Raw genomic sequence first — 22,412 nt, 5'->3', positions numbered from 1 at the left:
CCATTAATTATTTTTCGTTTCGTGAAGACACGAACCATCATTTTATTTTTTCATTTCCAATGGTGCCTCTACCAATTTATCTTTGCCGTAAATGAAATCTTTACGTAAATAATCAGCAGGTACAATCGGCCCATCTAAGTAAATTGCCTCTTTTGGACAAGCTTCTTCACATAAGCCACAAAAAATACAACGCAACATATTGATTTCGTAAGTTGCTGCATATTTTTCTTCGCGGTATAAATCTTTCTCCTCAGGTTTGCGTTCAGCGGCAATCATGGTAATGGCTTCAGCAGGACAAGATAAAGCACATAAACCACATGCAGTACAACGCTCTCTGCCATTCTCATCGCGTTTTAGCGAGTGCATCCCTCTAAAATTGGTAGAGAATTCCCGTTCTACTTCAGGATATCTTATAGTAGCCTCTTTTTTAAATAAGTGACTGATGGTAATGCCCATACCTTTAGCAATTGCCGGTAGGTACATCCGTTCCATAAAGCTCAATGGCTTTTGTTCCAGTACTTTTTTCTTATTACTTAATGATTCCATAATTAAAACTTCTCAATAATCGCAATCACAACACCTGTTATTATAATATTTGCAATAGCCAAAGGTATTAAACCTTTCCAACCTAAATTCATCAATTGATCGTAGCGGAAACGAGGGATTGTCCAACGTACCCACATGAAGAAAAAGATGAAAGCACATATTTTACCAAAGAAAACTGCTGTACCAAAAAGTGGTGCCCAAGTTGGGCCTAGCCACACCGCCATAGAATCCATACCAGGGTAATTGTAACCGCCCCAATATAAAGCTGCCATTACTGCCGATGATACGAACATATTGATGTACTCTGCAAATAGGTAAAAACCTAATTTCATTGAAGAATACTCGGTATGGTACCCACCAATCAATTCAGTTTCACATTCAGGCAAATCGAATGGCGCACGGTTGGTTTCTGCAAATGAACAAACCATAAAGATTAGAAACCCTAGCGGCTGGTATAAAACATTCCATCTCCAGCCATGTTGCTGATCAACGATTTCTTTTAAGCTTAAGGTATTCGTCATTAAAAGCAAAGCGATGATCGATAATCCCATTGCAATTTCATAACTGATATTCTGCGAAGCTGCACGGATAGCACTTAACAAAGAGTATTTGTTGTTTGAGGCCCATCCACCAATCATTACACCATAAACACCTAAAGAAACGACTCCGAAAATGTATAAAACACCAACGTTGATATCTGAAACCTGTAAAGGAATAGTTTTGCCCGCAATTAAAACAGGGCTACCCCATGGAATAACTGCAGTACCAATACAGGCACAAAGCAAAGCCAAACCAGGGCCAGCGATAAATAAAAATCTGTTTGATGATGTAGGAATAATTTCCTCTTTCATAAACATTTTAACACCATCGGCCAATGGTTGTAAAATACCAAAAGGGCCAGCTCTATCCGGACCTAAACGATCTTGTAAATATGCAGCAACCTTACGTTCTGCATAAGTAGAATACATGGCAATAACTAAACTGATGCCGAAAATTACAGCTACCAGGATAAATTTTTCTATAACAAAAGCGCTATCCATTAGTATTTAACTGTTTTATGTAATTCAATTTCATTTGCAGCTTGTAATGCCTCATTTGGCTGAATAACATGCAAAGGTTTTAATGTTTCGTAGTGGTTAGATGCAATTACCGAAGTATCATCAATGTGCGTTGGGTGTTCAATTACCCAATCAGCAGTTGCTTTTTTATCGAAGCGACAAGTGTTGCAAATAAATTCTTCTACTTCTCCAAACTGATCTTTACGAGCCGTAACACGTAAAACATCTGCTCCTTTATACCAAAGGGTTACTTTACCGTTGCATTTTTCGTGATCGCAATCGCGGTGTGCATCAACTGGTTTGGTAAACCAGACACGGTTTTTAAAACGGAAAGTTTTATCAGTTAAAGCACCTACAGGGCAAACATCGATTACGTTTCCTGAGAAATCGTTATCAACAGCCTGGGTGATGTAAGTAGAAATTTCGGAATGATCACCACGGTTTAAGATACCATGAACACGTTTGTTTGTAATCTGATCAGCTGTAAAAACACAACGATAGCACAAAATACAACGGTTCATGTGCAACTGGATCTTATCGCCTATATCGATACGCTCAAAGGTACGGCGCTCAAACTCATAACGTGTTTTTTGCAAACCATGTTCGTAGCCCAAATTCTGTAAGTCGCACTCTCCTGCCTGATCGCAAACAGGGCAATCTAAAGGGTGGTTAATCAATAAAATCTCTACAACACCTGCACGCGCTTCCAAAACTTCTGGTGAAGTAATGTTAAGCACTTCCATCCCATCCATTACGGTTGTGCGGCAAGAAGCCACCAACTTAGGCATTGGGCGAGGATCTTTCTCCGAACCTTTAGTCACTTTTACAATACAGGTACGGCATTTACCGCCACTGCCTTGTAATTTAGAATAATAGCACATTGCTGGCGGAACAATATCCCCTCCGATCTGTCTTGCAGCATTCAGAATGGTTGTTCCGTTATCAACCTCTACTGTTATCCCATCTATCGTAACCTTAACTTTTTCACTCATGGTTAATGATATTCTTTTTATTTTTTCTACTTCTACCGTCATTGCGAGGTACGAAGCAATCTTTTTTCTAACGTCTTGGTTTATGCCTCCATGAACCAATTGTATTATTTTTGCTTTCGTTTCGTGGGGACACGAACCGGGGCGCCTTTCAAGTTATTTTTCTAAGGTCGCAAAATGCGACCTTAAGATTTTATTTCTCTTCTGTTACCGGAGCTTTTTCAATCGGCGTTGCATAATTTGCAATACCGTAGTTCTGGCTCTGGCTTTTAACAGGCTCTTTAATGTGCCATTCAAATTCATCCCTGAAGTGACGGATGGCACTGGCTACCGGCCAGGCTGCTGCATCACCCAACGGGCAGATTGTATTCCCTTCAATTTTACGTTGAATATCCCACAATAAATCTACATCTTCCATTTTACCATGGCCGTGTTCGATTTTATGCAGCACTTTTTCCATCCATCCGGTACCCTCACGGCAAGGTGAACACTGTCCACAGCTTTCGTGGTGATAAAAACGGGCAAAATTCCAGGTATTACGAACAATACACTGATCTTCATCAAAAGCGATAAAACCGCCTGACCCCATCATGGTTCCTGTAGCAAATCCACCCTCAGATAAAGATTCGTAACTCATTAAACGAGGTTCGCCGTTAGCATATTTTAAAGTTAAATTAGCTGGTAAAATAGGCACAGATGATCCACCTGCTACTGTCGCTTTTAACCTTTTACCATTGGCGATACCTCCACAATATTCGTCAGAATAAATAAATTCTTCTACCGGTAAACCCAATTCGATTTCGTAAACACCTGGTTTTACCAGATTACCTGATGCGGATATTAATTTTGTACCTGTACTTCTACCGATACCAATTTTTGCATATTCATCGCCACCATCGTTGATAATCGGCACCACTGCAGCGATCGATTCAACATTGTTAACCACTGTAGGGCAACCATACAAACCTGCAATTGCCGGAAATGGTGGTTTGATACGTGGATTACCTCTTTTGCCTTCAAGCGATTCTAACAAAGCAGTTTCCTCACCGCAAATGTAAGCGCCACCGCCTGGCTGAACATATAATTCTAAATCGTAACCTGTTCCTAAAATATTTTTACCCAACCATCCGGCTGCTTTAGCTTCAGCAATTGCTTTTTCTAAAATGCGGATCTGAGGCATCATCTCGCCGCGTACATAGATGTAAGAAACCTTGGCACCTAATGCGAAACTCGATACAATCATTCCCTCAATTAATGCATGGGGAATATAAGTCATCAAATAACGGTCTTTAAAAGTCCCTGGTTCTGATTCATCAGCGTTACACACCAAATATCGTGCAACACCTTCTGGTTTAGCCAAAAAACTCCATTTCATCCCTGTTGGGAAACCCGCACCTCCGCGACCGCGTAAGCCCGATTTCTTAACTTCTTCAACAATCTCTTCGGGTGTTAAAGTTTTAAGGGCTTTTTCCACAGCACGGTACCCGCCTTTTTGGCGATAGACTTCAAGGGTATTGATGCCTGGTACGTTTATATGCTCAAGTAACAGTTTTCGAGACATTTTAATTAGTCTAGAGTCTGTAGTCTGCAGTCCATAGTCATGAGTCAAAACGACTCTAGACTTAAGGCTTTCGACTTAGGACTTATTTTTCAAATCTTCAATCAATTTATCTACACTTGCTTCGGTAAGGTTTTCGTAGAAAGTATATTCAGGGCTAATCTGTAACACCGGACCGAAACCACACGCAGCTAAACATTCAACTCCTCTAAAGCTGAATAAACCATCGGCAGTAACTTCACCTTCTTTAACACCTAACTTGTTTTCCAAGTGGCTTAATATTTTTTCGGCACCAACCAGGCAACAAGGACCAGTACGGCAAACCTCCAAAGCATACTTACCTTGTGGTTTTAAAAAGTACATGGTATAAAATGTTGCCACTTCATAAACTTCAATGGGCTGAATATTTAAATATTCGGCAACCTTATCCATCGCTGGTGTACTCACCCAAAGGTATTCGGCCTGTACCAAGTGCAATAATGGCAACAAAGCTGATTTGTGCTTACCTTCAGGATAACGACTTTTTACATCATCAAATTTGGCCAGCAATTCTGATGAAAACACTACAGGTGTTTGTTCTTCTACTTTAAGCATCTAATTCTCCTGCAATAATATTCATACTACTCATGTTGATAATGGCATCAGACAATAACATGCCCTCGCTCATTGGTGCAAACATCTGGTAGTTTATAAAACTTGGTCTGCGGAAGTGTAAACGGTACGGCGTACGGCCCCCATCGTTAATCAGATAGAATCCTAATTCGCCATTTCCGCCTTCTACAGCGTGATAAACTTCTGCTTTTGGCGCATCAATTTCACCCATCACAATTTTGAAGTGATAAATCAATGCTTCCATATTGTTGTAAACTTCTTGTTTTGGAGGAAGGTAAAATTCAGGGACATCGGCATGGAAAATACCTTTTGGCTCTGTTTTTAATTTCACAAGCGCCTGTTCGATAATGCGGACACTTTGCCACATCTCTTCATTACGCACTAAATATCTATCGTAAATATCGCCGCTTGTACCTACAGGAACTTCAAAGTCGAAATCCTGATAGGAAGAATATGGATCGCTTACACGCACATCGTAATCTACACCGGTAGCACGCAAAAGCGGCCCAGTCCAGCTGTATTCTAAAGCAGTTTCTTTGGTTACTTCTGCAACACCGGCCGTTCTATCAATAAAAATACGGTTACGTGTTAACAGATTTTCGAACTCTTTTAATGCTTTAGGGAATTCTTTTAAAAACTTATCGATTTTAGCAAAGGCGATATCATTGAAATCTCTTTCAAAACCGCCAATACGGCCAATATTTGTGGTTAAACGTGCTCCACAAACCTCTTCGAAGATTTCGTAAATGTGCTCACGGAACTGAAAAAGATATAAGAAAGTGGTGGTTGCCCCAGTATCCTGACCAATAATCGTGTTACAGATAATGTGGTCGGCAATACGCGAAAGCTCCATAACGATTACCCGAAGATAATCTACACGTTTAGGCATCTGAATATTTAACAGCTTCTCAACCGTCATGTGCCAACCCATATTATTAATAGGCGACGAGCAGTAGTTTAAACGGTCGGTAAGTGGTGTAATCTGATAAAATGGGCGATGCTCTGCAATCTTTTCGAAAGCACGGTGGATATACCCAATGGTAGAAACGCCGCTTACAATACGTTCGCCATCTAATTGCAAAACGTTTTGAAAAACGCCGTGTGTTGCAGGGTGTGTTGGGCCTAAGTTTAGGGTTACCAGCTCACTTTGCGGGTCGTTATCTGTAAATACCGGATGGTTATGATTCATAGTTTACCTTCCAAAAAATTCGTCTTTTTTATCTACTCTGTTCGGATCTTCCAATGGATATTGTTTCAACATCGGGTGAACACCTAAATCGTCCATATTTAAAATACGGCGCAAATCAGGGTGACCTTCAAATTTAACCCCAAAAAAATCATAAGTTTCACGTTCCATCCAGTTGGCACCTTTCCAAACGGTTGTTGCTGTAGGAATAGTTGGATTTTGTTCTGAAATGAAAACTTTAATCCTAATTCTAACTTTCTCTACCATGTTGTGCAAATGGTAAATCACTGCAATACCATGATCTTTACCAGGATAATGAACCGCTGTAATATCGGTTAAGAAATTAAAACTTAAATCGTTTTTAAGGAACGATAATACATTGATGATAACATCTTTGGTGGTAGCAAAAGTTAATAAGCCATATGGCTCAGAAACTCCGGTTACCTTTTCGCCAAACTTATCGCTAAGTTTTGCCAGAATATTATTATTTAGCGTCGTTTCTTCCATTATTTAATGCCGTATTGACCTAAAAGTTCTTTGTAATAATCAGAATTTCTTCTTCTACCCGATTCGCTTTTCACTAAATCCTGAATACGCTGAAAACCATCTAAAATGGCTTCAGGTCTTGGCGGACAACCCGGAACGTAAACATCCACCGGAATAACCTCGTCAATACCTTGCAATACGGAATAAGTATCGAAAATACCACCACTACTTGCGCAGGCACCAACAGCCATTACCCAACGTGGCTCTGCCATTTGGATATAAACCTGTTTTAATACCGGAGCCATCTTTTTAGCGATAGTTCCCATAACCATTAAAACATCAGCCTGACGGGGAGAAAAGCTTAAGCGTTCGGCACCGAAACGACCAAGATCGTAGTGAGAACCCATGGTTGCCATAAACTCGATTCCACAACAAGAAGTTGCAAAAGGTAAAGGCCATAATGAATTTGAGCGGGCCAAACCAATCACTTTATCAAGAGAAGTGGCAAAAAAGCCAGATCCTTCTATTCCTGGAGGCGCATCAACTATATTAATTTCACTCATGTTTATAAACAAAAAATGCTCATCCCTTTGCAGAATGAGCAACAAATTTACAATATTTTAAAGGCAAACAAACTAGCTTTACTCGATTTAGAACCTTTCTAAATAACCAAAACAGCGCTAAGTTAGTGTAAGTGATACACATTTCAGTTTGCAGTTGCCATTTTTCAGTTTACAGTTTATAAACCAGGAACTATTAACTGCCAATTGTGAATTGATAACTGCGAACTGACTAGTTCCAGTCTAAAACTTTTTTCTTGATTACGTAGATGAAACCTAGCAGTAAGGTACCCATGAAAATGAACATTTCGATCATTCCATCCATCCGTAATGTACGGAAATTAACTGCCCAGGGATACATAAATATAACCTCTACATCGAACAGTACAAATAAAATGGCTACTACGAAATATTTGATAGAGAAAGGCTGACGTGCATTACCTACTGATTTAATACCAGCCTCAAAAGTTTCTAATTTATCGCTTGTTTTACGTTTTGGACCTAAAAAGTGGGTAGCAACCAATGTGGTTACCACAAAACCTAAAGCAACAATTACTTGAAATATAATTGGTAAAAAATCTATAGCCGAACTCTGCGCTTGCATATTATTTATTTTATGTTGCAAAAGTAAAAGAAAAAGGCAGAGTAACCAAACTCTGCCTTTTCTAAATTATTTAACTTTTTAATTATTTACCTTTAGCTTTTGGTTTTGCAGCAGGTGCAGGTGATTGTAACTCTTTTAATCTAGCCGCAGCGTAAGTGTCTGCAGGATCTAATGCCAGACTTTTGCTGAAAGCATCAATAGCCTTAGCTTTATCCTTATCTGAATACCAAGCGCCAATGTTATTATAAGATTCTGATAAGTTAGTCTTATTTGCAGCTACTTCTTCAGGTTTTACCAAACTCACATATTTCTCAAAGTATGGTATTCCGGTTCCTTTTGGATTAGCTTTGTCATCTACCAAATTTGCAATTCTTCCTCTTACAAAGTATCCTAATGCAAATTCAGGAGAAACTTTAGCTAAATGGCTTAAAGCAGAATCTGCCTCAACTAATGCAGCAGTATTAAGCGGTTTTTTCTCTTTCTGAGCAATGTAAGCTTCGTAGAATCTGGTTTGACCTAAATAGTAGTAATTAGTAAGCGATCCTTTTCCATTAGGATTATATTTAATAGCCATTTGGAAAAGTTCAGCAGATTTAGCGTATTTCTTTGCTTTCATTAAAGCTAAACCAGCTTCCGCCAAAGCGTCGGCATTGTTTGAATCAATTTTAGCAGCTTCAATAATATTCTTAACGGCTAAACTATCTTGACCAGCTTGCAATTGTGATTTTCCTAAATAAAGATAATCGTTTCCTAAGATTCTAGATTTATCCTTTTCTTTGGCAAAAAACTCAGTCATGCTTGTTAAAGCTGCTGGATAATTCTTATTCTCATAAGCAGCCCAGCCTTTAAGTCTAGCTACTGTGTTTGCCTTTGGATTATTTGCTGGAACCTGCAAAGAAGTGGCCACTTGCTCTAAGGTTTTGAAATCTTTTGCATAGAATAAAAATTGAGCATAACGTAATTGAGATTCCAAAGATTTATCCGTTAAATCCATGTATTTTTTATAATTCTCAATCGCTTTTGCTGCTTTTTCTTTATCTGTACCAAAGCTGCTCCATTGTAAATACAGCTCACCCAACTCGCGGTAAGCAGGGCCGTAGTTTGCATCAGCAGCAATTACATCTTGTAACTCTTTTTCACCTTCAGGAAAAGCCCTAGATTCTTTGTACATTTTACCAATCTGCGTTTTGGCTCTTCTGTTGTTAGGATCAACATCACCAACACGCATGTATGGGCCTAATGCTTCAGAATTTTTCTTCTGTAAAGCGTAGGCATCGCCTTGTGCCAAGAAAACTTCAGCATCTTTATCTTTAGCATCTAATTCATCAGCTTTGGTAATGTTAGCTAAAGCATTAGTAAAATCAGGTTTAGATACATCATCACTTGGTTTATCCTGCGCCAAATAAGCTTTACCGATATACAAATAAGTTTTGTAATCTTTCGGTGCTAAAGCTACTGCCTTATCGAAATTAGTTTTAGCAGAACTTGGGTTATTAGATAACATGTCTGCTTCGCCTAAACCAATTAAGTTTAAGTTGTTTTTTGGATCAGCGGTAACACCTTTGGTAAATACAGCTCTGGCCGAGTCGATATAACCGGTTTTTAAGTAAACCAAACCAAGATTGTAATAGTTATTACCATCTGATGCTTTTGAACTCACCAACGATTTAAGCATTGATGATGCTTTCTGATACTGCTCCGCGTCGATGGCTTTTTTCGCGTCATTTAAATCTTGAGCAAAAACTGCAGAACCCATCAACACCAAACCTACATTTAAGGTTATTGCTTTCTTTAAAATTTTCATCGGATATTCTGTTTTTTTATTTAATAAAAATGAAGTGTCTCTTTAGATTTACTTCGTGGTTCAATTTATAATTTTAATTTAATTTCCTTTTGTCAGGTTAATTTGTCTTGGCATTAATTTATGCGGGCCAAGTCCAGATTTAAGTACAATCAATTGTCCCCGCTGACTTCTTAACCATGTTGCAAATCCTGTGCCTAAACCATCTCTTCCTTCACAATCTATAATATTTATATTTCTTAGGAAAGGATAAACACCATTGATTAAGTTATCTTGAGTTGGTTTATAGAACTGATCGTCTCCTACCTTGCCTTTTACATTCTTTACGCCCAGCACTTTTATCTGAGAAAGGTATTCGCTCATCTCTGTATCCTTGTCGGTGATCCAATTCACGCCCAAAATACCAATAAAATCTTTATCTTCTGCAATAAGTTTAATTACTTCTTTGCTAGAATTTTTAGAGTAAACACCTGTAGCTGGAAATTGGCTGATATGGGCCAACTCTTTAAAATATTGAAAGGTACTTGAATAAGCGTTATCAAAGACCAATTTTTTATCTGATTTCTTTCCCTGTAATATATCAATCACCTCTTTAACGTTAATTGTACTATCGATATTGCCCTGATTGGTAATTAAGGCAATACCATCAATGGCAAAACGCGAAGAGTTGATTTTAATATTACGCTGGTTATAATACTTTTCTTCTGCTTTGGTTAATAACCTTGGCAAAACAATTACCCTTACACTATCATTAAGAAAGGCAGGCAATAATTTTTCTTCAGGTTTTACTGTTGTCTGAAATTTTGCTTCCGGATAATCCAAACTAAAAATATCAATCTGATCTTGAACAATCGGTCCAACACTTTCATCAACCAATATTTTTAAGGTACCGCTTGTTCTGGTTTCTTTAACTGCATTGGCTTTGTTTTTACGTTTGCAGGATACAAGTAAAGCTAGCACACAAAATATTAAAAGGAAATTTTTCATTGAAATGATTAATCGCGCCTTCCAAGGCTTAAAAGTCTTACAAATGCATAAATAATTAAGAAGATACCGATTGCGATGCGGCCCCATTGTGGAATAGTGCTTAAGCGCAGGGCAATTGGTTCATAAAATATAAATGCAAAGCCCAATACCACATAGAAAACGAACATGACAAGGCCTAAAATGAGCAAAAACCGCTGTTTAGGCGATTTTTGCTTAAAAATATCAAAATTTAACATCTACTATTAGTTCAATGTAAAGTTAACGTTGATGTTGTATTTTACCCTTACCGGCTTACCATTTTGGATACCTGGGTTCCAACGTGGACTAGCTTTCAATACACGGATGGCTTCTTCATCAGTTCCGCTACCCAAACCACGGGTAACTGTGATATCAGTTAATTTACCATCTTTTTCAACAACGAAAGATAAAAATACTTTACCTTGAACGTTGTTTTCTTGTGCCATTGGCGGGTACTTTATTGCTTTACTTAAGTATCCATAAAACTTAGAGATACCTCCTGGGAATTCTGGTTGTTTCTCGATACTAACAAAGTCGTAAACTTTATTATCATCAACTGCAACAGCAGCTTCTCTTTTTGGTCCTTCACCTACTGGTTCAGCGATAACAATATCAGCTGTTGGATCACCTTTAATATCTCTCTGCCCTGGATCAGCTTCCTTCAACTTTTCAACCGTAGGTGGTTCATCACGAACCTCAATATCTGGTTTTACAATTGGAGGTGGCATTTTCACCTGGTCAACTTTTGGTGGAGGTGGCTCTACCGGTGGTGGTGGCGGTGTTTTGGGATCTACTGGTGGTGGTGGCGCTAAAATTACTTCTTGTGCTTTTAATTGCTCATCTTCTTGATCCATTGAGCCTTGAATCAGGCTATAGATTTTAGGAGAGAAAAATAACACAATGAATATAATAGAGCCGATAATTAATGCTTTCGAGGTGTTGGCACCATTGCTTTTACGCAATTGATACGCACCGTAGGTTTTGTTTTTATCTGCAAAAACCACTTCAAGCCATTCTTTTCTGAATATATCTAACTTCGACATAACTATTGGTTTTACTGATTATAAAATTCCTTTTTCTTTCATGAACTGCTTCTCATTGTCAAGGATGTTATCATCATCGATCTGACGAACCTTAACTTTAAGAATTTCCAACTCATCCATCATATCTACAAAGTTTTGGAATGTAGAACCTGATGTTGGTTTTACCAGTACAACAAAGTCTCCAGCAACGCCTGAGGCATCAGCTGCTTTTCTATTTTTAACAATAGCATCTTCGATTTGTGAACCAGATTCTATAGTTGGTGCGCTTTCGCCAGCTACGCCCATGTACCATGCTACTTTATTGTTTTTACCCAACAAAATAGTCATTGTTTTACTTGCTTTCAGCTCCAATCTGTTCTCAGGTAACTTTTCGTTTTTATCTGGCTTTGCAATATCCATCGCTTGTGGCGTAGAGATTACTGTTGTTAAGATAAAGAATGTTACCAAAAGAAACATTAGATCCACCATCGGAGTCATATCAACCCTTGGGGTGGCTTTCTTCCCGCCTGTGTTTAATTCTGCCATTTCTTATTTCTTTTTAGCTTCAGAGTTGGTAACCAATAAAAACTTGTTTACACTTTGTTTCTGAAGTACATCAATAATCTTTTTAACTACCGGATATTCTTCTTTCGCATCACCTTTAATACTGATACGCATATCCTGATTATTAATCTCTTTAGTTGCTTTACGGGCATTTAATACCCATGAATTTAACTGATTATCAGTCGAATCTGAAGGTATACCAGGTTGTACCCCTGGTTTCATACGGTCAGCCCCATTCAAGGCAATAAGAGATTTTAAACTCTGGATCGGAACGCCGAAACTTCCTATCGCTGAAAAGCGTTGTATTTCTACTGGAGTGAACGATATTTTGTACTGTTCGCCCATTAGCTCTAATGTTTTCGCTCTTACTTTGACCCCTGCTACTTCGAAGAAAACTTTCCCCTGCCCAATGGTTAATATCGCATTGTTTTCTACCGGTACCTTAAACTCATATGTAGATGAAGGTGTAGAAACGGCTAGTGGTTCTGGTTGCCTTGCTGTAGCAGTTAAGATGAAGAAAGTAAGTAACAATGATGCCACATCACACATGGCGGTCATATCTGTTACTGTACTTGTTCTTTTAACTTTAATTCTAGGCATAATATTTTTTACTAGTTTTAATAATGATGATCTTTTTTCCGGTTTTCCATAAAGCCGGTAAAAATTTTTTCAAAATTCTTATTTATGCGAACTAGCGTATGTTTGAACGATGCTGAAACCAGCCTCATCGATAGCGTAAGTTAACTTGTCGATTTTAGAAGTTAATACGTTATACATGATAATTGCCACAGTAGAAACCAAGATACCTGTTGCAGTGTTGATCAATGCCTCAGAGATACCTACCGCTAATGCTGACTGATCTGGTGCTCCAGAGTTTGCTAAACCGGCGAATGCACGGATCATACCTGTTACTGTACCCAATAAACCTACTAATGTACCAATTGATACCAAAGTTGCAATTACAGTTAAGTTTTGCTCTAACATTGGCATTTCTAAAGCTGTAGCTTCTTCAACCTCTTTTTGGATTGCAACGATTGATTGCTCAACATCCATATTGGTATCTGCTTCAACTTCACTGTATTTTTTCAAGCCAGATTTAATTACGTTAGCAACTGAACCTTCTTGTTTATCACACTCAGCTTTTGCAGCTTCGATGTTACCTGCGCTTAATAAACCTTGTACTTTGCGAATGAAAGTGTCTAAGCTAGATTTTCCACTTGCTTTACCAATAACGATGAAACGTTCGATAGAGAATACAATTACTACTAATAGTAATCCAACTAAGATCGCTACGATAGGACCTCCTTTGTAAGCTGTTCCAAGATAGTTACCAGGTAATGGTAATTTCTCTCTGTCACCATCGATAAAGTTACTTCCTTCTCCGAATACGAATCTCCAAACACAGAATCCAATGATAATACAAATTGGAATAACGAATGTTGCAAATACATTTGAAGCACTAGAAGAGCTCTCTTTTTTAACAGTTGTTGGTTTTGGTGCGTTTGCCATTTTTTTTGAAATTTTAGTTTTAGTTCTTGTTTTTAATTTTTAGCTGTTTTTTTCTTTTGTACTACACTCAACGTTTCATATCCGAAATTGTTGCGAAAAACAAATTTATAAATTGATTTTAAATTACAAATTAATAAATCAATAAGCAATTAAATCGTTACTTAGAATTTAGTTTCGGTAAATCACCAAGGGTGTATAACAAAAAAATTGCCCCAGCCGAGGCAATTCTTTCACAATAAAAACTAAAAAAAAATCGAATTGCAAATTTTTCGCTCAAAAAATGCATTTTAAAGTGCATTTAACATAATTTTAACGCTTCGTGTCTGCTTTTTGGTACTTTTGTCAGTTCGAACTGCTTGAAATTCTCTGTAAAGGCATCCGACAATTCGTATGCTTTCAAAAAGTATTCTTCCTGATTGCTCCATGTTTTAGAGGGATCTAAAATTTCGTTCGGTACCCCAGGACAACTTAGTGGCATCATCAATTTAAATACATGGTGTTGCTTATATTTATTATGATCTAAATCTCCATTTAACGCCGCCGTAATCATCGCCCTGGTATAACTTAATTTCATCCTTTTACCTACACCGTAAGCTCCACCGCTCCAACCCGTATTTACTAACCATACATTTACCTGGTGTTTTTCCATCTTCTCGCCCAATAATGCGGCATATCTAGATGGATGCAATGGCAAGAAGGCTTTACCAAAGCAAGCTGAAAACGTTAACTGAGGCTCTGTTACTCCTGTTTCTGTTCCTGCAACCTTGGCTGTATATCCGCTCATAAAGTGGAACATGGCCTGTTCTACATTTAATTTTGAAATTGGAGGCAATACGCCAAACGCATCTGCAGTTAAGAAAAAGATATTTTTTGGAACGGCTGCTATTGATGGTAAAATGGCATTGTCAATATAATCTATAGGATAAGCCACACGGGTATTTTCCGTTTTACAGATATTGCTATAATCAACCTCCTTCGTACCTGGAAAAAAATTAATATTCTCCAGCAATGAGCCAAATTTAATTGCCTTAAAGATCTGAGGCTCCTTCTCTTCGGTTAAATCTACGCATTTTGCATAACAACCGCCTTCGAAGTTAAATACAGAATCTTTGCCCCAGCCATGTTCATCATCACCTATCAATCCCCTTTCCGGATCGGCAGACAAGGTGGTTTTTCCTGTTCCTGACAAGCCAAAGAATATAGCGGTATCGCCATTTTTACCCACATTGGCTGAGCAATGCATAGATAACGTATTCTTATATACTGGCAGGATAAAGTTTAAAACTGAAAAAATTCCCTTTTTAATTTCACCGGTATAACCAGTTCCCCCGATCAAAATCATTTTCCTGGTAAAATTGATGATGGAGAAATTTTCCTGTCTGGTTCCATCAATAGCCGGATCGGCCAGGAAGCCTGGTGCAGCAATGATGGTCCACTCTGGCGTTATACCCAAACGATCTTCTTCCGGGCGGATAAACAAATGATGAGCAAAAAGATTCTGATAAGCAGTTTCTGTAATTACCCTGATCGAGATCGAATAATCCGGATTGGCACATGCCGAAGAATCGCGTACATAGATTTTCTTATCTTCAAGGTAATTCGTTAGCTTATAAAACAACTGATCGAATTTCTCCGGAGAAATTTTAATGTTTACATCTCCCCACCAAACCTGATCTTCGGTTACTTCGTCGCATACTATAAAGCGGTCTTTAGGAGAACGCCCGGTAAACTTTCCGGTATCAACCGCCAGCGCTCCTGAATCGGCTAGCGTACCTTCTTTATTTAATAAGGCATCATCAATTAATTCCTTTGGAGATAATTGGTACTTTACAGCAATGTTTCCACCTAGATTTAAATAGCTTAAATCTGGCGTTTGCAGTTTCTTTTTGCTCATAACAATAAGTTAGTTAGTACAGCAAAGGTAAATACTTATCTTCCACAAAAACTAGTTTTTAAGCGTAATTTTTTACATATTGTAGCAAATACACTATTATGTAAACATTTTATTTACAGATATTTACATTCATTTTTACAAGGCAAAAAAAATTAAAAAATTACACTAAGTATAAAAATGAAACCAGCGTTTATACTGTCCATATACTTTCCCTAAATTTTTGTGAGATAGGGTTTTAGCCGTTTAATTTCTACTTTGGCATATCGTTTCTTGAGTGATATAATAATAACTCCTGCAGCCCCTCTTAAGCCATACACTGCTGTTGCCCCCGCATCCTTTAAAACCTGAACATTTTCTATGTAATCGGGATTAAGGATGCCATGTTTTGCCTGTATGCTATCTAAAGTATAGGTTGTCTTCTGATAGTGTATTAACCAGAGCGGTGAGGTTGGCACAATTGGCCCTCGACATACCCATTGTATATTATTAGCATGCTGTGAAAATGCCTGACCACAAAAAATGGTTAAAAGTGTGAGAAGCAAAAGCGTTCTTAAATTCGACATGGCTTTTGATGACAGGATTCATGAATGACCAGGAATCCATAAGGTGTTGAGGGAAATAAAATTAAATAGTAATAACCACCCCGCCCTGTGGGCACCCCCTTCAAAGGAGGGGAATGATTTACGCTGGAAAGGTAACTAACTTAAATAGTAGTATAAGCCCGCGTTAACTAAACCTGATAAAAGCGGCAGCTCCCGATTCTCAATCGATCAAAAAGCATTACCATCGGGACTATAGCGGTTAGCAGGGCTGCCATAACCGAAGAATTACCAGAGCACCTTTTCTAAAAATTTTTAAAACTACTTATTAACCATCTCGTCTTGCTGGCATCCCTCAAAGAGGGAACGATTCGGTTTCGGGTTCAGAAAATGCAGCTATTTCATCTACTTAAACGTTTTAATAGAAATTTCGAAATAAAAATCAAAAAACATTTGCATTTTAAAAAAATAATCTCCTACTTTACGGTGTACAAAGTACACAAAGAAAAGATGAATTTTAACACTTCGATTATTACAACAATTATTATTACCACCGGTATAAACCAGCGGGGCTAATTTGTTGTAAATTGAAAAAACATAAAACACAGAGAGCGTCCCGATGAAAATCGGGACGCTTTTTTTTTAACCCATGCTGAATGAACCTGTACGGCAACCATGAATTATCCGCACAGCATCAAACAGTTAAAACCAATATAAACTAATGAAAGTACTCAAATTCGGCGGCACATCCGTAGGTTCGGCCGAGAACATTAAAACCCTCTTACGCCTGGTTGGCGAAGAAAAACAGAAGAATAGCCCGGTAGTTGTATTATCGGCAATGAGTGGCGTAACCAATTTACTTACCGATATGGCCGAAATGGCCGAGCGTGGTGAAGATTACGACACCCATTTAAAAGAAATCGAAGCAAAACATTTTGCTGTAATCCGCTCGCTTTTACCTGCGGCGGCGCAGAATCCTGTGTTTACACGCTTAAAGATCTTTTTTAACGAATTGGAAGATCTGTTACAGGCGGTAGCCAATCTACGCGAACTGAGCTTGCAGACCAAAGATCAGATTTTAAGCTATGGCGAACGCTGTTCTACTTTTATGATCAGCCATATTGCTTCTCAAAATTTTGGCGATTCACTTTATGTTAATGGGTCTGACCTGATTAAAACCGACAGTAATTTTGGGCAGGCGAAGGTAGATACCGAACTGACTGAGATGCTAATCAAGAATTTTTACCAGGAAAACAAAGGTAAAGTACTTTTTGTTACTGGTTTTATAGCGAGCAATGCAGCAGGAAGAGTAACAACTTTAGGCCGTGGTGGCTCTGATTATACCGCAGCGGTATGGGGTGCAGCGTTAAATGCCGAAGAAATAGAAATATGGACCGATGTAAATGGTATGATGACCGCCGACCCACGCATGGTAAAAAAGGCATTCTCTTTACCCGAACTGAGTTATACCGAAGCCATGGAGCTGAGTTATTTCGGCGCAAAAGTGATCTATCCACCAACAATGATCCCTGCTTTTATGAAAAAGATTCCGATTGTGATCAAAAACACTTTCGAACCAGATTTTGCAGGAACTTATATTAAAAGCGATGTTAAAGCATCAAGTTTACCCATAAAAGGAATTTCTTCTATCGATCATATCAGCATTATAAACCTAACAGGTAGTGGTATGGTGGGTAAGGCAGGTTTTAGCGGAAGATTATTCTCATTGCTTTCGCGCGAACAGATCAATGTAGTATTGATTACCCAGTCTTCATCAGAACATAGCATTACTTTCGCCGTTAAACCAACGGATGCTTCGCAGGCCATTTCTTTAATCAAAAAAGAGTTTGAACTGGAGTTAGACGCTAAAAAACTAGAGCTGCCAGAAGTTGAAAATAACCTTTCAGTTTTGGCCATTGTTGGCGAAAACATGAAACACACACCAGGTATGAGTGGCCGTTTGTTCAGCGCTTTAGGCCGCAACGGTATCAACGTAAGAGCTATCGCTCAGGGTTCTTCAGAATATAACATCTCGGTAATCATCAGCAAAGATGATTTATCGAAAGCTGTAAATGCAGTGCACGATGCTTTTTTTACCGATCTGAAAAGAACATTAAATGTTTTCTGTTTAGGTACTGGAAATATCGGGAAAACCTTATTTAACCAATTGAAAGAGCAGATGCCTTTCTTGGCGGCCAATAACGATCTGCAGGTTAAGATAACAGGCATCAGCAATACACGAAAAATGATTTTCAGCGCTGATGGCCTTTCGTTAGAAAACTGGGAAGCGGAATTGAATACAAATGGCGAACAGGCCAATTTAGCGGGTTTTGTCGCCCAAATGAAAGCGCTAAACTTACCAAACTGTGTTTTTGTAGATAACACCGCCGCAGAATCGCCAATAGAATTTTATCAAGGGATATTCGAAAGCAGCATTTCGGTAGTAACCTGCAATAAAAAAGGAAACTCGGCAGATTATGCCCAGTATAAATCATTTAAAGATACTGCCCGTAAATTTGGTGTTGATTTCTATTATGAAACCAATGTTGGTGCAGGTTTGCCGATTATCCGTACGCTACGCGAGCTGATGATGAGTGGTGATAAAGTAGCCCGGATTGAAGCGATTTTATCAGGAACGATTTCTTACATCTTCAATAATTTTAAAGGTGACGCCGGTTTTTATGAAACAGTAAAGGAAGCCCAGGAACTTGGTTATACCGAGCCAGATCCACGGGATGATTTAAATGGAAAAGATTTTATGCGTAAAATGCTGATCCTTGCCCGTGATGCCGGTTATCCGTTAGAAGCCAGTGATGTGAAAATCGACAACATTTTGCCAGAAGCCTGCTTAAATGCTACATCGGTTGAAGATTTCTATTCTGAATTACAGGCCAATGCGGCTTACTTCGAAAATTTAAAGAATACCGCAGCCAAAGATGGAAAAGTTTTGCGTTACATCGGTAAACTTGAAAATGGAAATGTAGAAATCAGCCTGCAAATGGTTGATGACAGTCATCCTTTTTATATGTTATCGGGAAGTGATAATATTATCTCTTTTACTACGGATCGTTACAAAACCCGTCCACTGGTGGTAAAAGGTCCAGGTGCAGGTGCTGAGGTTACCGCTGCAGGAGTTTTTGCAGATATCATTAACGTGGGTACTTTAAATAAATAGTTAAGGCAATTAATAATGAAAAATAGTATAAAAGTTTTCGCTCCGGCAACTGTTGCAAACGTAGTTTGTGGTTTCGATGTACTGGGTTTCGCTGTAAACGAACCTGGCGATGAAGTTGAGATGCGATTGACCGATACACCCGGTGTGGTGATCAAAAGAATTACTGGTGATGATGGTCGTTTGCCTTTAGATGCAGCGAAGAACACCGTAAGTGCCAGTGTTCAGCATTATTTAAAGCACATAAATCGTTTGGATATCGGTGTAGAAATTGAACTGCACAAGAAAATGCCTATTGGTAGTGGATTGGGCTCAAGCTCGGCCAGTACAGTAGCTGGTTTGTTTGCCATTAACAAATTAATGGGCGATTTATTAACCACTAAAGAGCTGGTTCCCTTTGCCATGAAAGGCGAAGAACTTGCCTGTGGTTATGGCCATGCCGATAACGTTGCCCCTGCATTATTGGGTGGTTTTGTACTGGTGAGAAGTTACGATCCGCTTGATGTGATTTCTTTACCTACGCCAGCTGGCATGTATGCGGCAATTGTTTACCCAGAAGTAGATGTACCGACCAAAGATGCACGCCAAATGATCCGCAGTAAAGTAGCATTAAAAGACGCGGTTACCCAGTGGGGAAATGTTGCAGGCCTGGTGAGTGGATTGTTTATGAATGATTTTGATTTAATCGGAAGGAGTATGAAAGACGTTCTGGTAGAACCAACACGTTCGATTTTGATTCCTGGTTTTGAAGAAATGAGAAAACTGGCGATGGAAAATGGGGCAATCGGTTTCGGAATTTCAGGTTCGGGCCCATCTGTTTTTGCACTAACTCAAGATGAAGAAACAGCCAGAAAAATAACCAAATCGCAACAGCAACATTTACATAAAATAAATATTAACAGCAAAGCTTTTGTATCTCCGGTTAACGCGGAAGGGCCAAAAGTACTTTAAGTAAGGCTGGAAGGTAGAGGGTTTAAAGGTGGAGGGCTAATCATCCAAAACCTTCCAACCTTCAACCTTTCAACCCTCCAACCTCATTAAAAATGAAACTATATTCAACCAACAATAAAGATTTACGCGTTTCTTTCAAAGAAGCCGTTTTTAACAGCATGCCTCAGGATAAAGGCTTATATATGCCTGTTGAAATCCCACAGCTTGATCCCGAATTCATACAGAATATCGAAAAATATTCTTTGACTGAAATTGCTTACAAAGTGGCATCAACTTTATTAAGAGATGAGATCCCTGCCGATGATCTAAAAGCTTTAATTGATGATGCCATTAATTTTGAGGCTCCCGCCGTTAAACTTGATGACAAAACCTTTGTGCTCGAATTGTTCCATGGTCCATCTTTGGCCTTTAAAGATTTTGGCGCCCGTTTTATGAGCCGTGTGATGGCTTATTTCTTAAAAGACGGCGAACAACTTTTAGATGTTCTGGTTGCTACTTCTGGCGATACCGGTGGCGCAGTGGCTTTGGGTTTCTTGGGTGTGCCGAATACGAGAGTAACCATTCTTTACCCTGAGGGAAAAGTGAGCCCGATACAAGAACTGCAGTTAACCACCAATGGCGAAAATATCAGAGCTGTTGAGGTTAAAGGTACTTTCGATGACTGCCAGGCTTTAGTGAAACAGGCTTTTGCAGATGATGAACTGAATGCTAAATTCAGGTTAACTTCGGCCAATTCGATTAACATCTCGAGATTAATTCCGCAAACATTTTATTATTTCAATACTTATGCCCAACTGAAAAAGCAAGGTTTTAAAGACGTGGTGTTTTCTGTACCAAGTGGAAATTTCGGGAATATTGGCGCAGGTTTACTGGCCTATAAATTAGGGTTACCTGTTAAACAATTTATAGCAGCTACCAATGTTAACGATACCGTTCCACGCTTTTTAGAAAGTGGCGTATATGAAACGAAACCATCTACACAAACCTACTCGAACGCCATGGATGTAGGAGCCCCAAGCAATTGGGTACGTATTATGGACCTGTTTAATCAAGATGTAAAGGCAATTAAAAACGTAGTTACTTCTTACCGTTTTACTGATGATGAAACATTAGAGGGCATCAAAGAAATTGACAACAAATTAAATTATGTGGCCTGTCCGCATACTGCGATTGCCTATTTAGCAGTTGAAAAATACAAGAACGAAAATCCTACAGACGAAAGTGCCGCAGTTTTCTTATCTACCGCACACGCCTGTAAGTTCCCTGATATTTTCCCTGCAGATATTGCGGCTAAAATCGAAATCCCTGAGCAGGTAAAAGCTTTAGAAAGCAAACCAAAATATGCTGATCAGTTGGGGGTGGATTTTGAAGGGTTCAAAAGCTATTTGCTTAAAGGGTAGAATTGATCGTCATTTCGAGCGGAGTGCAGCGAAGCCGAGAACCACGTAGTGCTCAGCGAAGCTAAATCTAACGAGATAGATCTCTCCATTCCGCTGCGCTTCAGTCGAGATGACGACTCCTTTCTATTACTTAGTGTTTTGAGATTTTAATGTTTTCAGCTCGCGCTGTAGTGCTTCAATTTGTTGTTGTTGCTCTTTTATACTCGCTACCAAAAGCGGGACTAAACTTTCGTAGTCTACTTTGGTAATAGTGGCATTTTTAAAGGCGTTTTTGCCTGATGCATAAGTTTTTGCCTGTACAGAAACTATTTCAGGAAAAGCGGCTTTAGCATCAGCTCCTACAAAACCATATTGTGGTTTGGCAGATAATTTCAGTTTTTCGGCCCAGGCTTTATCATAACTAAAACTTACAGGTTGCAGCTTAGTAACCTGATTTAAGGCATTTTCTACTGGTTTAACATTGTTCTGTACAGCTTCTTGTGCACTGATTTTTAAAGAGGCAGCGATTAACAGCACTGCAAATGAAATTGCTCGTTTCATATCTATTATTTGTAATTTTTAAAATAGTGAATTGGTTCCGCTTTTTGCGAAACGGAGTTTAAACATAAAAGGATATGCTTATACGGAAGGCGGCGGTGTTAAAACCTCTGGAAAGTAAGCCAGCTGGAAAGAATGATCAGGAATGAGCACCTTTTTTGAAGTTTGAAGTGGAAAATATAACGCTCCATGAAACACGATCTGCTGCACCGCATATTCGGTTTCTACTTTCTTTTCTTCCTTCTCTGTTGCGTCATCATTTGTAGATAAAACTTCAACATTATCAGCAGAATAGCTTAAATACGAAACCGCATGGCTTACTTTTAAGAAAAAAGCTATCGCAATGCAGGCAATAAGTACGTATTTAAGGCCATCCAATTTCATCGGTACAAAGATAAACCCTATAACATTAAAACAAT

The 22,412-nt window shown here is 38.8% G+C and carries 23 protein-coding genes; 3 read left to right on the top strand and 20 right to left on the bottom strand.

Annotated features, from left to right (window positions below):
- Positions 1-42: 42 nt before the first annotated feature.
- The 18 genes from AC07VK_RS13275 to AC07VK_RS13190 form a co-directional block, all read right to left on the bottom strand.
- On the bottom strand, positions 43-546 hold the full coding sequence (locus tag AC07VK_RS13275; RefSeq protein WP_426327286.1) for a NuoI/complex I 23 kDa subunit family protein: 504 nt from the start codon (positions 544-546) through the stop codon (positions 43-45).
- 2 nt (positions 547-548) lie between these two features.
- Entirely contained in the window at positions 549-1,586 is a 1,038-nt protein-coding gene (gene nuoH / locus AC07VK_RS13270; RefSeq protein WP_057931421.1) for an NADH-quinone oxidoreductase subunit NuoH, read from the bottom strand.
- Positions 1,586-2,596 carry an NADH-quinone oxidoreductase subunit G gene (locus AC07VK_RS13265; protein WP_029274750.1) on the bottom strand — a complete coding sequence of 337 codons (1,011 nt, stop codon included), beginning with the start codon at positions 2,594-2,596 and terminating at the stop codon, positions 1,586-1,588. The genes nuoH and AC07VK_RS13265 overlap by 1 nt, the downstream gene beginning before the upstream one ends.
- A 190-nt stretch (positions 2,597-2,786) precedes the next feature.
- Complete coding sequence (nuoF, locus tag AC07VK_RS13260; protein WP_057931423.1) at positions 2,787-4,154, bottom strand: NADH-quinone oxidoreductase subunit NuoF; 1,368 nt, start codon at positions 4,152-4,154, stop codon at positions 2,787-2,789.
- Between the two features lie 75 nt (positions 4,155-4,229).
- The gene (locus tag AC07VK_RS13255) at positions 4,230-4,745 is read right to left on the bottom strand and encodes an NADH-quinone oxidoreductase subunit NuoE family protein (RefSeq protein ID WP_057931424.1); all 516 of its coding nucleotides are present in this window, start codon (positions 4,743-4,745) and stop codon (positions 4,230-4,232) included.
- On the bottom strand, positions 4,738-5,952 hold the full coding sequence (locus tag AC07VK_RS13250; RefSeq protein ID WP_131028078.1) for an NADH-quinone oxidoreductase subunit D: 1,215 nt from the start codon (positions 5,950-5,952) through the stop codon (positions 4,738-4,740). The genes AC07VK_RS13255 and AC07VK_RS13250 overlap by 8 nt, the downstream gene beginning before the upstream one ends.
- Positions 5,953-5,955: 3 nt before the next feature.
- Complete coding sequence (locus AC07VK_RS13245; protein WP_492961004.1) at positions 5,956-6,456, bottom strand: NADH-quinone oxidoreductase subunit C; 501 nt, start codon at positions 6,454-6,456, stop codon at positions 5,956-5,958.
- A complete protein-coding gene (locus AC07VK_RS13240; protein WP_057931427.1) occupies positions 6,456-6,998 on the bottom strand; it encodes an NADH-quinone oxidoreductase subunit B in 543 nt (180 codons plus the stop codon). The genes AC07VK_RS13245 and AC07VK_RS13240 overlap by 1 nt, the downstream gene beginning before the upstream one ends.
- Positions 6,999-7,227: 229 nt before the next feature.
- Positions 7,228-7,599, bottom strand: a complete 372-nt coding sequence (locus AC07VK_RS13235) for an NADH-quinone oxidoreductase subunit A (protein WP_029274758.1) — start codon at positions 7,597-7,599, stop codon at positions 7,228-7,230.
- A gap of 82 nt (positions 7,600-7,681) precedes the next feature.
- Entirely contained in the window at positions 7,682-9,403 is a 1,722-nt protein-coding gene (locus AC07VK_RS13230; protein WP_492952568.1) for a tetratricopeptide repeat protein, read from the bottom strand.
- 78 nt (positions 9,404-9,481) lie between these two features.
- Positions 9,482-10,387 (bottom strand): PstS family phosphate ABC transporter substrate-binding protein, encoded by a 906-nt coding sequence (locus AC07VK_RS13225; RefSeq protein WP_492952567.1) that lies wholly within the window; start codon positions 10,385-10,387, stop codon positions 9,482-9,484.
- A gap of 8 nt (positions 10,388-10,395) precedes the next feature.
- Complete coding sequence (locus tag AC07VK_RS13220) at positions 10,396-10,623, bottom strand: hypothetical protein (protein WP_029274767.1); 228 nt, start codon at positions 10,621-10,623, stop codon at positions 10,396-10,398.
- Positions 10,624-10,629: 6 nt separating this feature from the next.
- Positions 10,630-11,448: an energy transducer TonB gene (locus tag AC07VK_RS13215; protein WP_492952566.1), complete on the bottom strand. Its 819-nt coding sequence runs from the start codon at positions 11,446-11,448 to the stop codon at positions 10,630-10,632.
- Positions 11,449-11,466: 18 nt separating this feature from the next.
- Complete coding sequence (locus AC07VK_RS13210) at positions 11,467-11,973, bottom strand: ExbD/TolR family protein (RefSeq protein WP_406825078.1); 507 nt, start codon at positions 11,971-11,973, stop codon at positions 11,467-11,469.
- A gap of 3 nt (positions 11,974-11,976) precedes the next feature.
- Positions 11,977-12,591, bottom strand: a complete 615-nt coding sequence (locus AC07VK_RS13205) for a biopolymer transporter ExbD (protein ID WP_057931432.1) — start codon at positions 12,589-12,591, stop codon at positions 11,977-11,979.
- Positions 12,592-12,669: 78 nt separating this feature from the next.
- Positions 12,670-13,500, bottom strand: a complete 831-nt coding sequence (locus AC07VK_RS13200; RefSeq protein ID WP_057931433.1) for a MotA/TolQ/ExbB proton channel family protein — start codon at positions 13,498-13,500, stop codon at positions 12,670-12,672.
- Positions 13,501-13,798: 298 nt separating this feature from the next.
- Positions 13,799-15,394, bottom strand: coding sequence for a phosphoenolpyruvate carboxykinase (ATP) (gene pckA / locus AC07VK_RS13195; RefSeq protein ID WP_492952565.1), 1,596 nt, complete (start codon positions 15,392-15,394; stop codon positions 13,799-13,801).
- 212 nt (positions 15,395-15,606) lie between these two features.
- Complete coding sequence (locus AC07VK_RS13190) at positions 15,607-15,957, bottom strand: hypothetical protein (RefSeq protein ID WP_492961002.1); 351 nt, start codon at positions 15,955-15,957, stop codon at positions 15,607-15,609.
- A gap of 697 nt (positions 15,958-16,654) precedes the next feature.
- Between AC07VK_RS13190 and thrA the strand changes: the two genes are divergently transcribed.
- From thrA to thrC, 3 genes are all read left to right on the top strand, one after another.
- Positions 16,655-19,108 (top strand): bifunctional aspartate kinase/homoserine dehydrogenase I, encoded by a 2,454-nt coding sequence (thrA, locus tag AC07VK_RS13185; protein ID WP_492961000.1) that lies wholly within the window; start codon positions 16,655-16,657, stop codon positions 19,106-19,108.
- 15 nt (positions 19,109-19,123) lie between these two features.
- Positions 19,124-20,056: a homoserine kinase gene (locus tag AC07VK_RS13180; protein ID WP_492952562.1), complete on the top strand. Its 933-nt coding sequence runs from the start codon at positions 19,124-19,126 to the stop codon at positions 20,054-20,056.
- Positions 20,057-20,148: 92 nt separating this feature from the next.
- Positions 20,149-21,456, top strand: a complete 1,308-nt coding sequence (thrC, locus tag AC07VK_RS13175) for a threonine synthase (RefSeq protein WP_492960998.1) — start codon at positions 20,149-20,151, stop codon at positions 21,454-21,456.
- A gap of 126 nt (positions 21,457-21,582) precedes the next feature.
- Here thrC and AC07VK_RS13170 read toward each other — a convergent pair whose 3' ends face one another.
- Together AC07VK_RS13170 and AC07VK_RS13165 are read right to left on the bottom strand one after the other, a co-directional pair.
- Entirely contained in the window at positions 21,583-21,996 is a 414-nt protein-coding gene (locus tag AC07VK_RS13170; RefSeq protein ID WP_492960996.1) for a tail fiber domain-containing protein, read from the bottom strand.
- Between the two features lie 78 nt (positions 21,997-22,074).
- Positions 22,075-22,377 (bottom strand): hypothetical protein, encoded by a 303-nt coding sequence (locus AC07VK_RS13165; protein WP_492952559.1) that lies wholly within the window; start codon positions 22,375-22,377, stop codon positions 22,075-22,077.
- Positions 22,378-22,412: the final 35 nt, after the last annotated feature.

The sequence above is a fragment of the Pedobacter sp. GW821-FHT01D05 genome (genome assembly GCF_059422505.1).
The sequence above is the reverse complement of the archived record's forward strand: the minus strand, read 5'-3'. Positions and strand labels throughout refer to the sequence as shown.

Excerpts from the sequence above, each read along its gene's own strand:
- AC07VK_RS13275 (WP_426327286.1), bottom strand. The coding sequence starts at position 546 with ATGGAATCATTAAGTAATAAGAAAAAAGTACTGGAACAAAAGCCATTG.
- nuoH (WP_057931421.1), bottom strand. The coding sequence starts at position 1,586 with ATGGATAGCGCTTTTGTTATAGAAAAATTTATCCTGGTAGCTGTAATT.
- AC07VK_RS13265 (WP_029274750.1), bottom strand. The coding sequence starts at position 2,596 with ATGAGTGAAAAAGTTAAGGTTACGATAGATGGGATAACAGTAGAGGTT.
- nuoF (WP_057931423.1), bottom strand. The coding sequence starts at position 4,154 with ATGTCTCGAAAACTGTTACTTGAGCATATAAACGTACCAGGCATCAAT.
- AC07VK_RS13255 (WP_057931424.1), bottom strand. The coding sequence starts at position 4,745 with ATGCTTAAAGTAGAAGAACAAACACCTGTAGTGTTTTCATCAGAATTG.
- AC07VK_RS13250 (WP_131028078.1), bottom strand. The coding sequence starts at position 5,952 with ATGAATCATAACCATCCGGTATTTACAGATAACGACCCGCAAAGTGAG.
- AC07VK_RS13245 (WP_492961004.1), bottom strand. The coding sequence starts at position 6,456 with ATGGAAGAAACGACGCTAAATAATAATATTCTGGCAAAACTTAGCGAT.
- AC07VK_RS13240 (WP_057931427.1), bottom strand. The coding sequence starts at position 6,998 with ATGAGTGAAATTAATATAGTTGATGCGCCTCCAGGAATAGAAGGATCT.
- AC07VK_RS13235 (WP_029274758.1), bottom strand. The coding sequence starts at position 7,599 with ATGCAAGCGCAGAGTTCGGCTATAGATTTTTTACCAATTATATTTCAA.
- AC07VK_RS13230 (WP_492952568.1), bottom strand. The coding sequence starts at position 9,403 with ATGAAAATTTTAAAGAAAGCAATAACCTTAAATGTAGGTTTGGTGTTG.
- AC07VK_RS13225 (WP_492952567.1), bottom strand. The coding sequence starts at position 10,387 with ATGAAAAATTTCCTTTTAATATTTTGTGTGCTAGCTTTACTTGTATCC.
- AC07VK_RS13220 (WP_029274767.1), bottom strand. The coding sequence starts at position 10,623 with ATGTTAAATTTTGATATTTTTAAGCAAAAATCGCCTAAACAGCGGTTT.
- AC07VK_RS13215 (WP_492952566.1), bottom strand. The coding sequence starts at position 11,448 with ATGTCGAAGTTAGATATATTCAGAAAAGAATGGCTTGAAGTGGTTTTT.
- AC07VK_RS13210 (WP_406825078.1), bottom strand. The coding sequence starts at position 11,973 with ATGGCAGAATTAAACACAGGCGGGAAGAAAGCCACCCCAAGGGTTGAT.
- AC07VK_RS13205 (WP_057931432.1), bottom strand. The coding sequence starts at position 12,591 with ATGCCTAGAATTAAAGTTAAAAGAACAAGTACAGTAACAGATATGACC.
- AC07VK_RS13200 (WP_057931433.1), bottom strand. The coding sequence starts at position 13,500 with ATGGCAAACGCACCAAAACCAACAACTGTTAAAAAAGAGAGCTCTTCT.
- pckA (WP_492952565.1), bottom strand. The coding sequence starts at position 15,394 with ATGAGCAAAAAGAAACTGCAAACGCCAGATTTAAGCTATTTAAATCTA.
- AC07VK_RS13190 (WP_492961002.1), bottom strand. The coding sequence starts at position 15,957 with ATGTCGAATTTAAGAACGCTTTTGCTTCTCACACTTTTAACCATTTTT.
- thrA (WP_492961000.1), top strand. The coding sequence starts at position 16,655 with ATGAAAGTACTCAAATTCGGCGGCACATCCGTAGGTTCGGCCGAGAAC.
- AC07VK_RS13180 (WP_492952562.1), top strand. The coding sequence starts at position 19,124 with ATGAAAAATAGTATAAAAGTTTTCGCTCCGGCAACTGTTGCAAACGTA.
- thrC (WP_492960998.1), top strand. The coding sequence starts at position 20,149 with ATGAAACTATATTCAACCAACAATAAAGATTTACGCGTTTCTTTCAAA.
- AC07VK_RS13170 (WP_492960996.1), bottom strand. The coding sequence starts at position 21,996 with ATGAAACGAGCAATTTCATTTGCAGTGCTGTTAATCGCTGCCTCTTTA.
- AC07VK_RS13165 (WP_492952559.1), bottom strand. The coding sequence starts at position 22,377 with ATGAAATTGGATGGCCTTAAATACGTACTTATTGCCTGCATTGCGATA.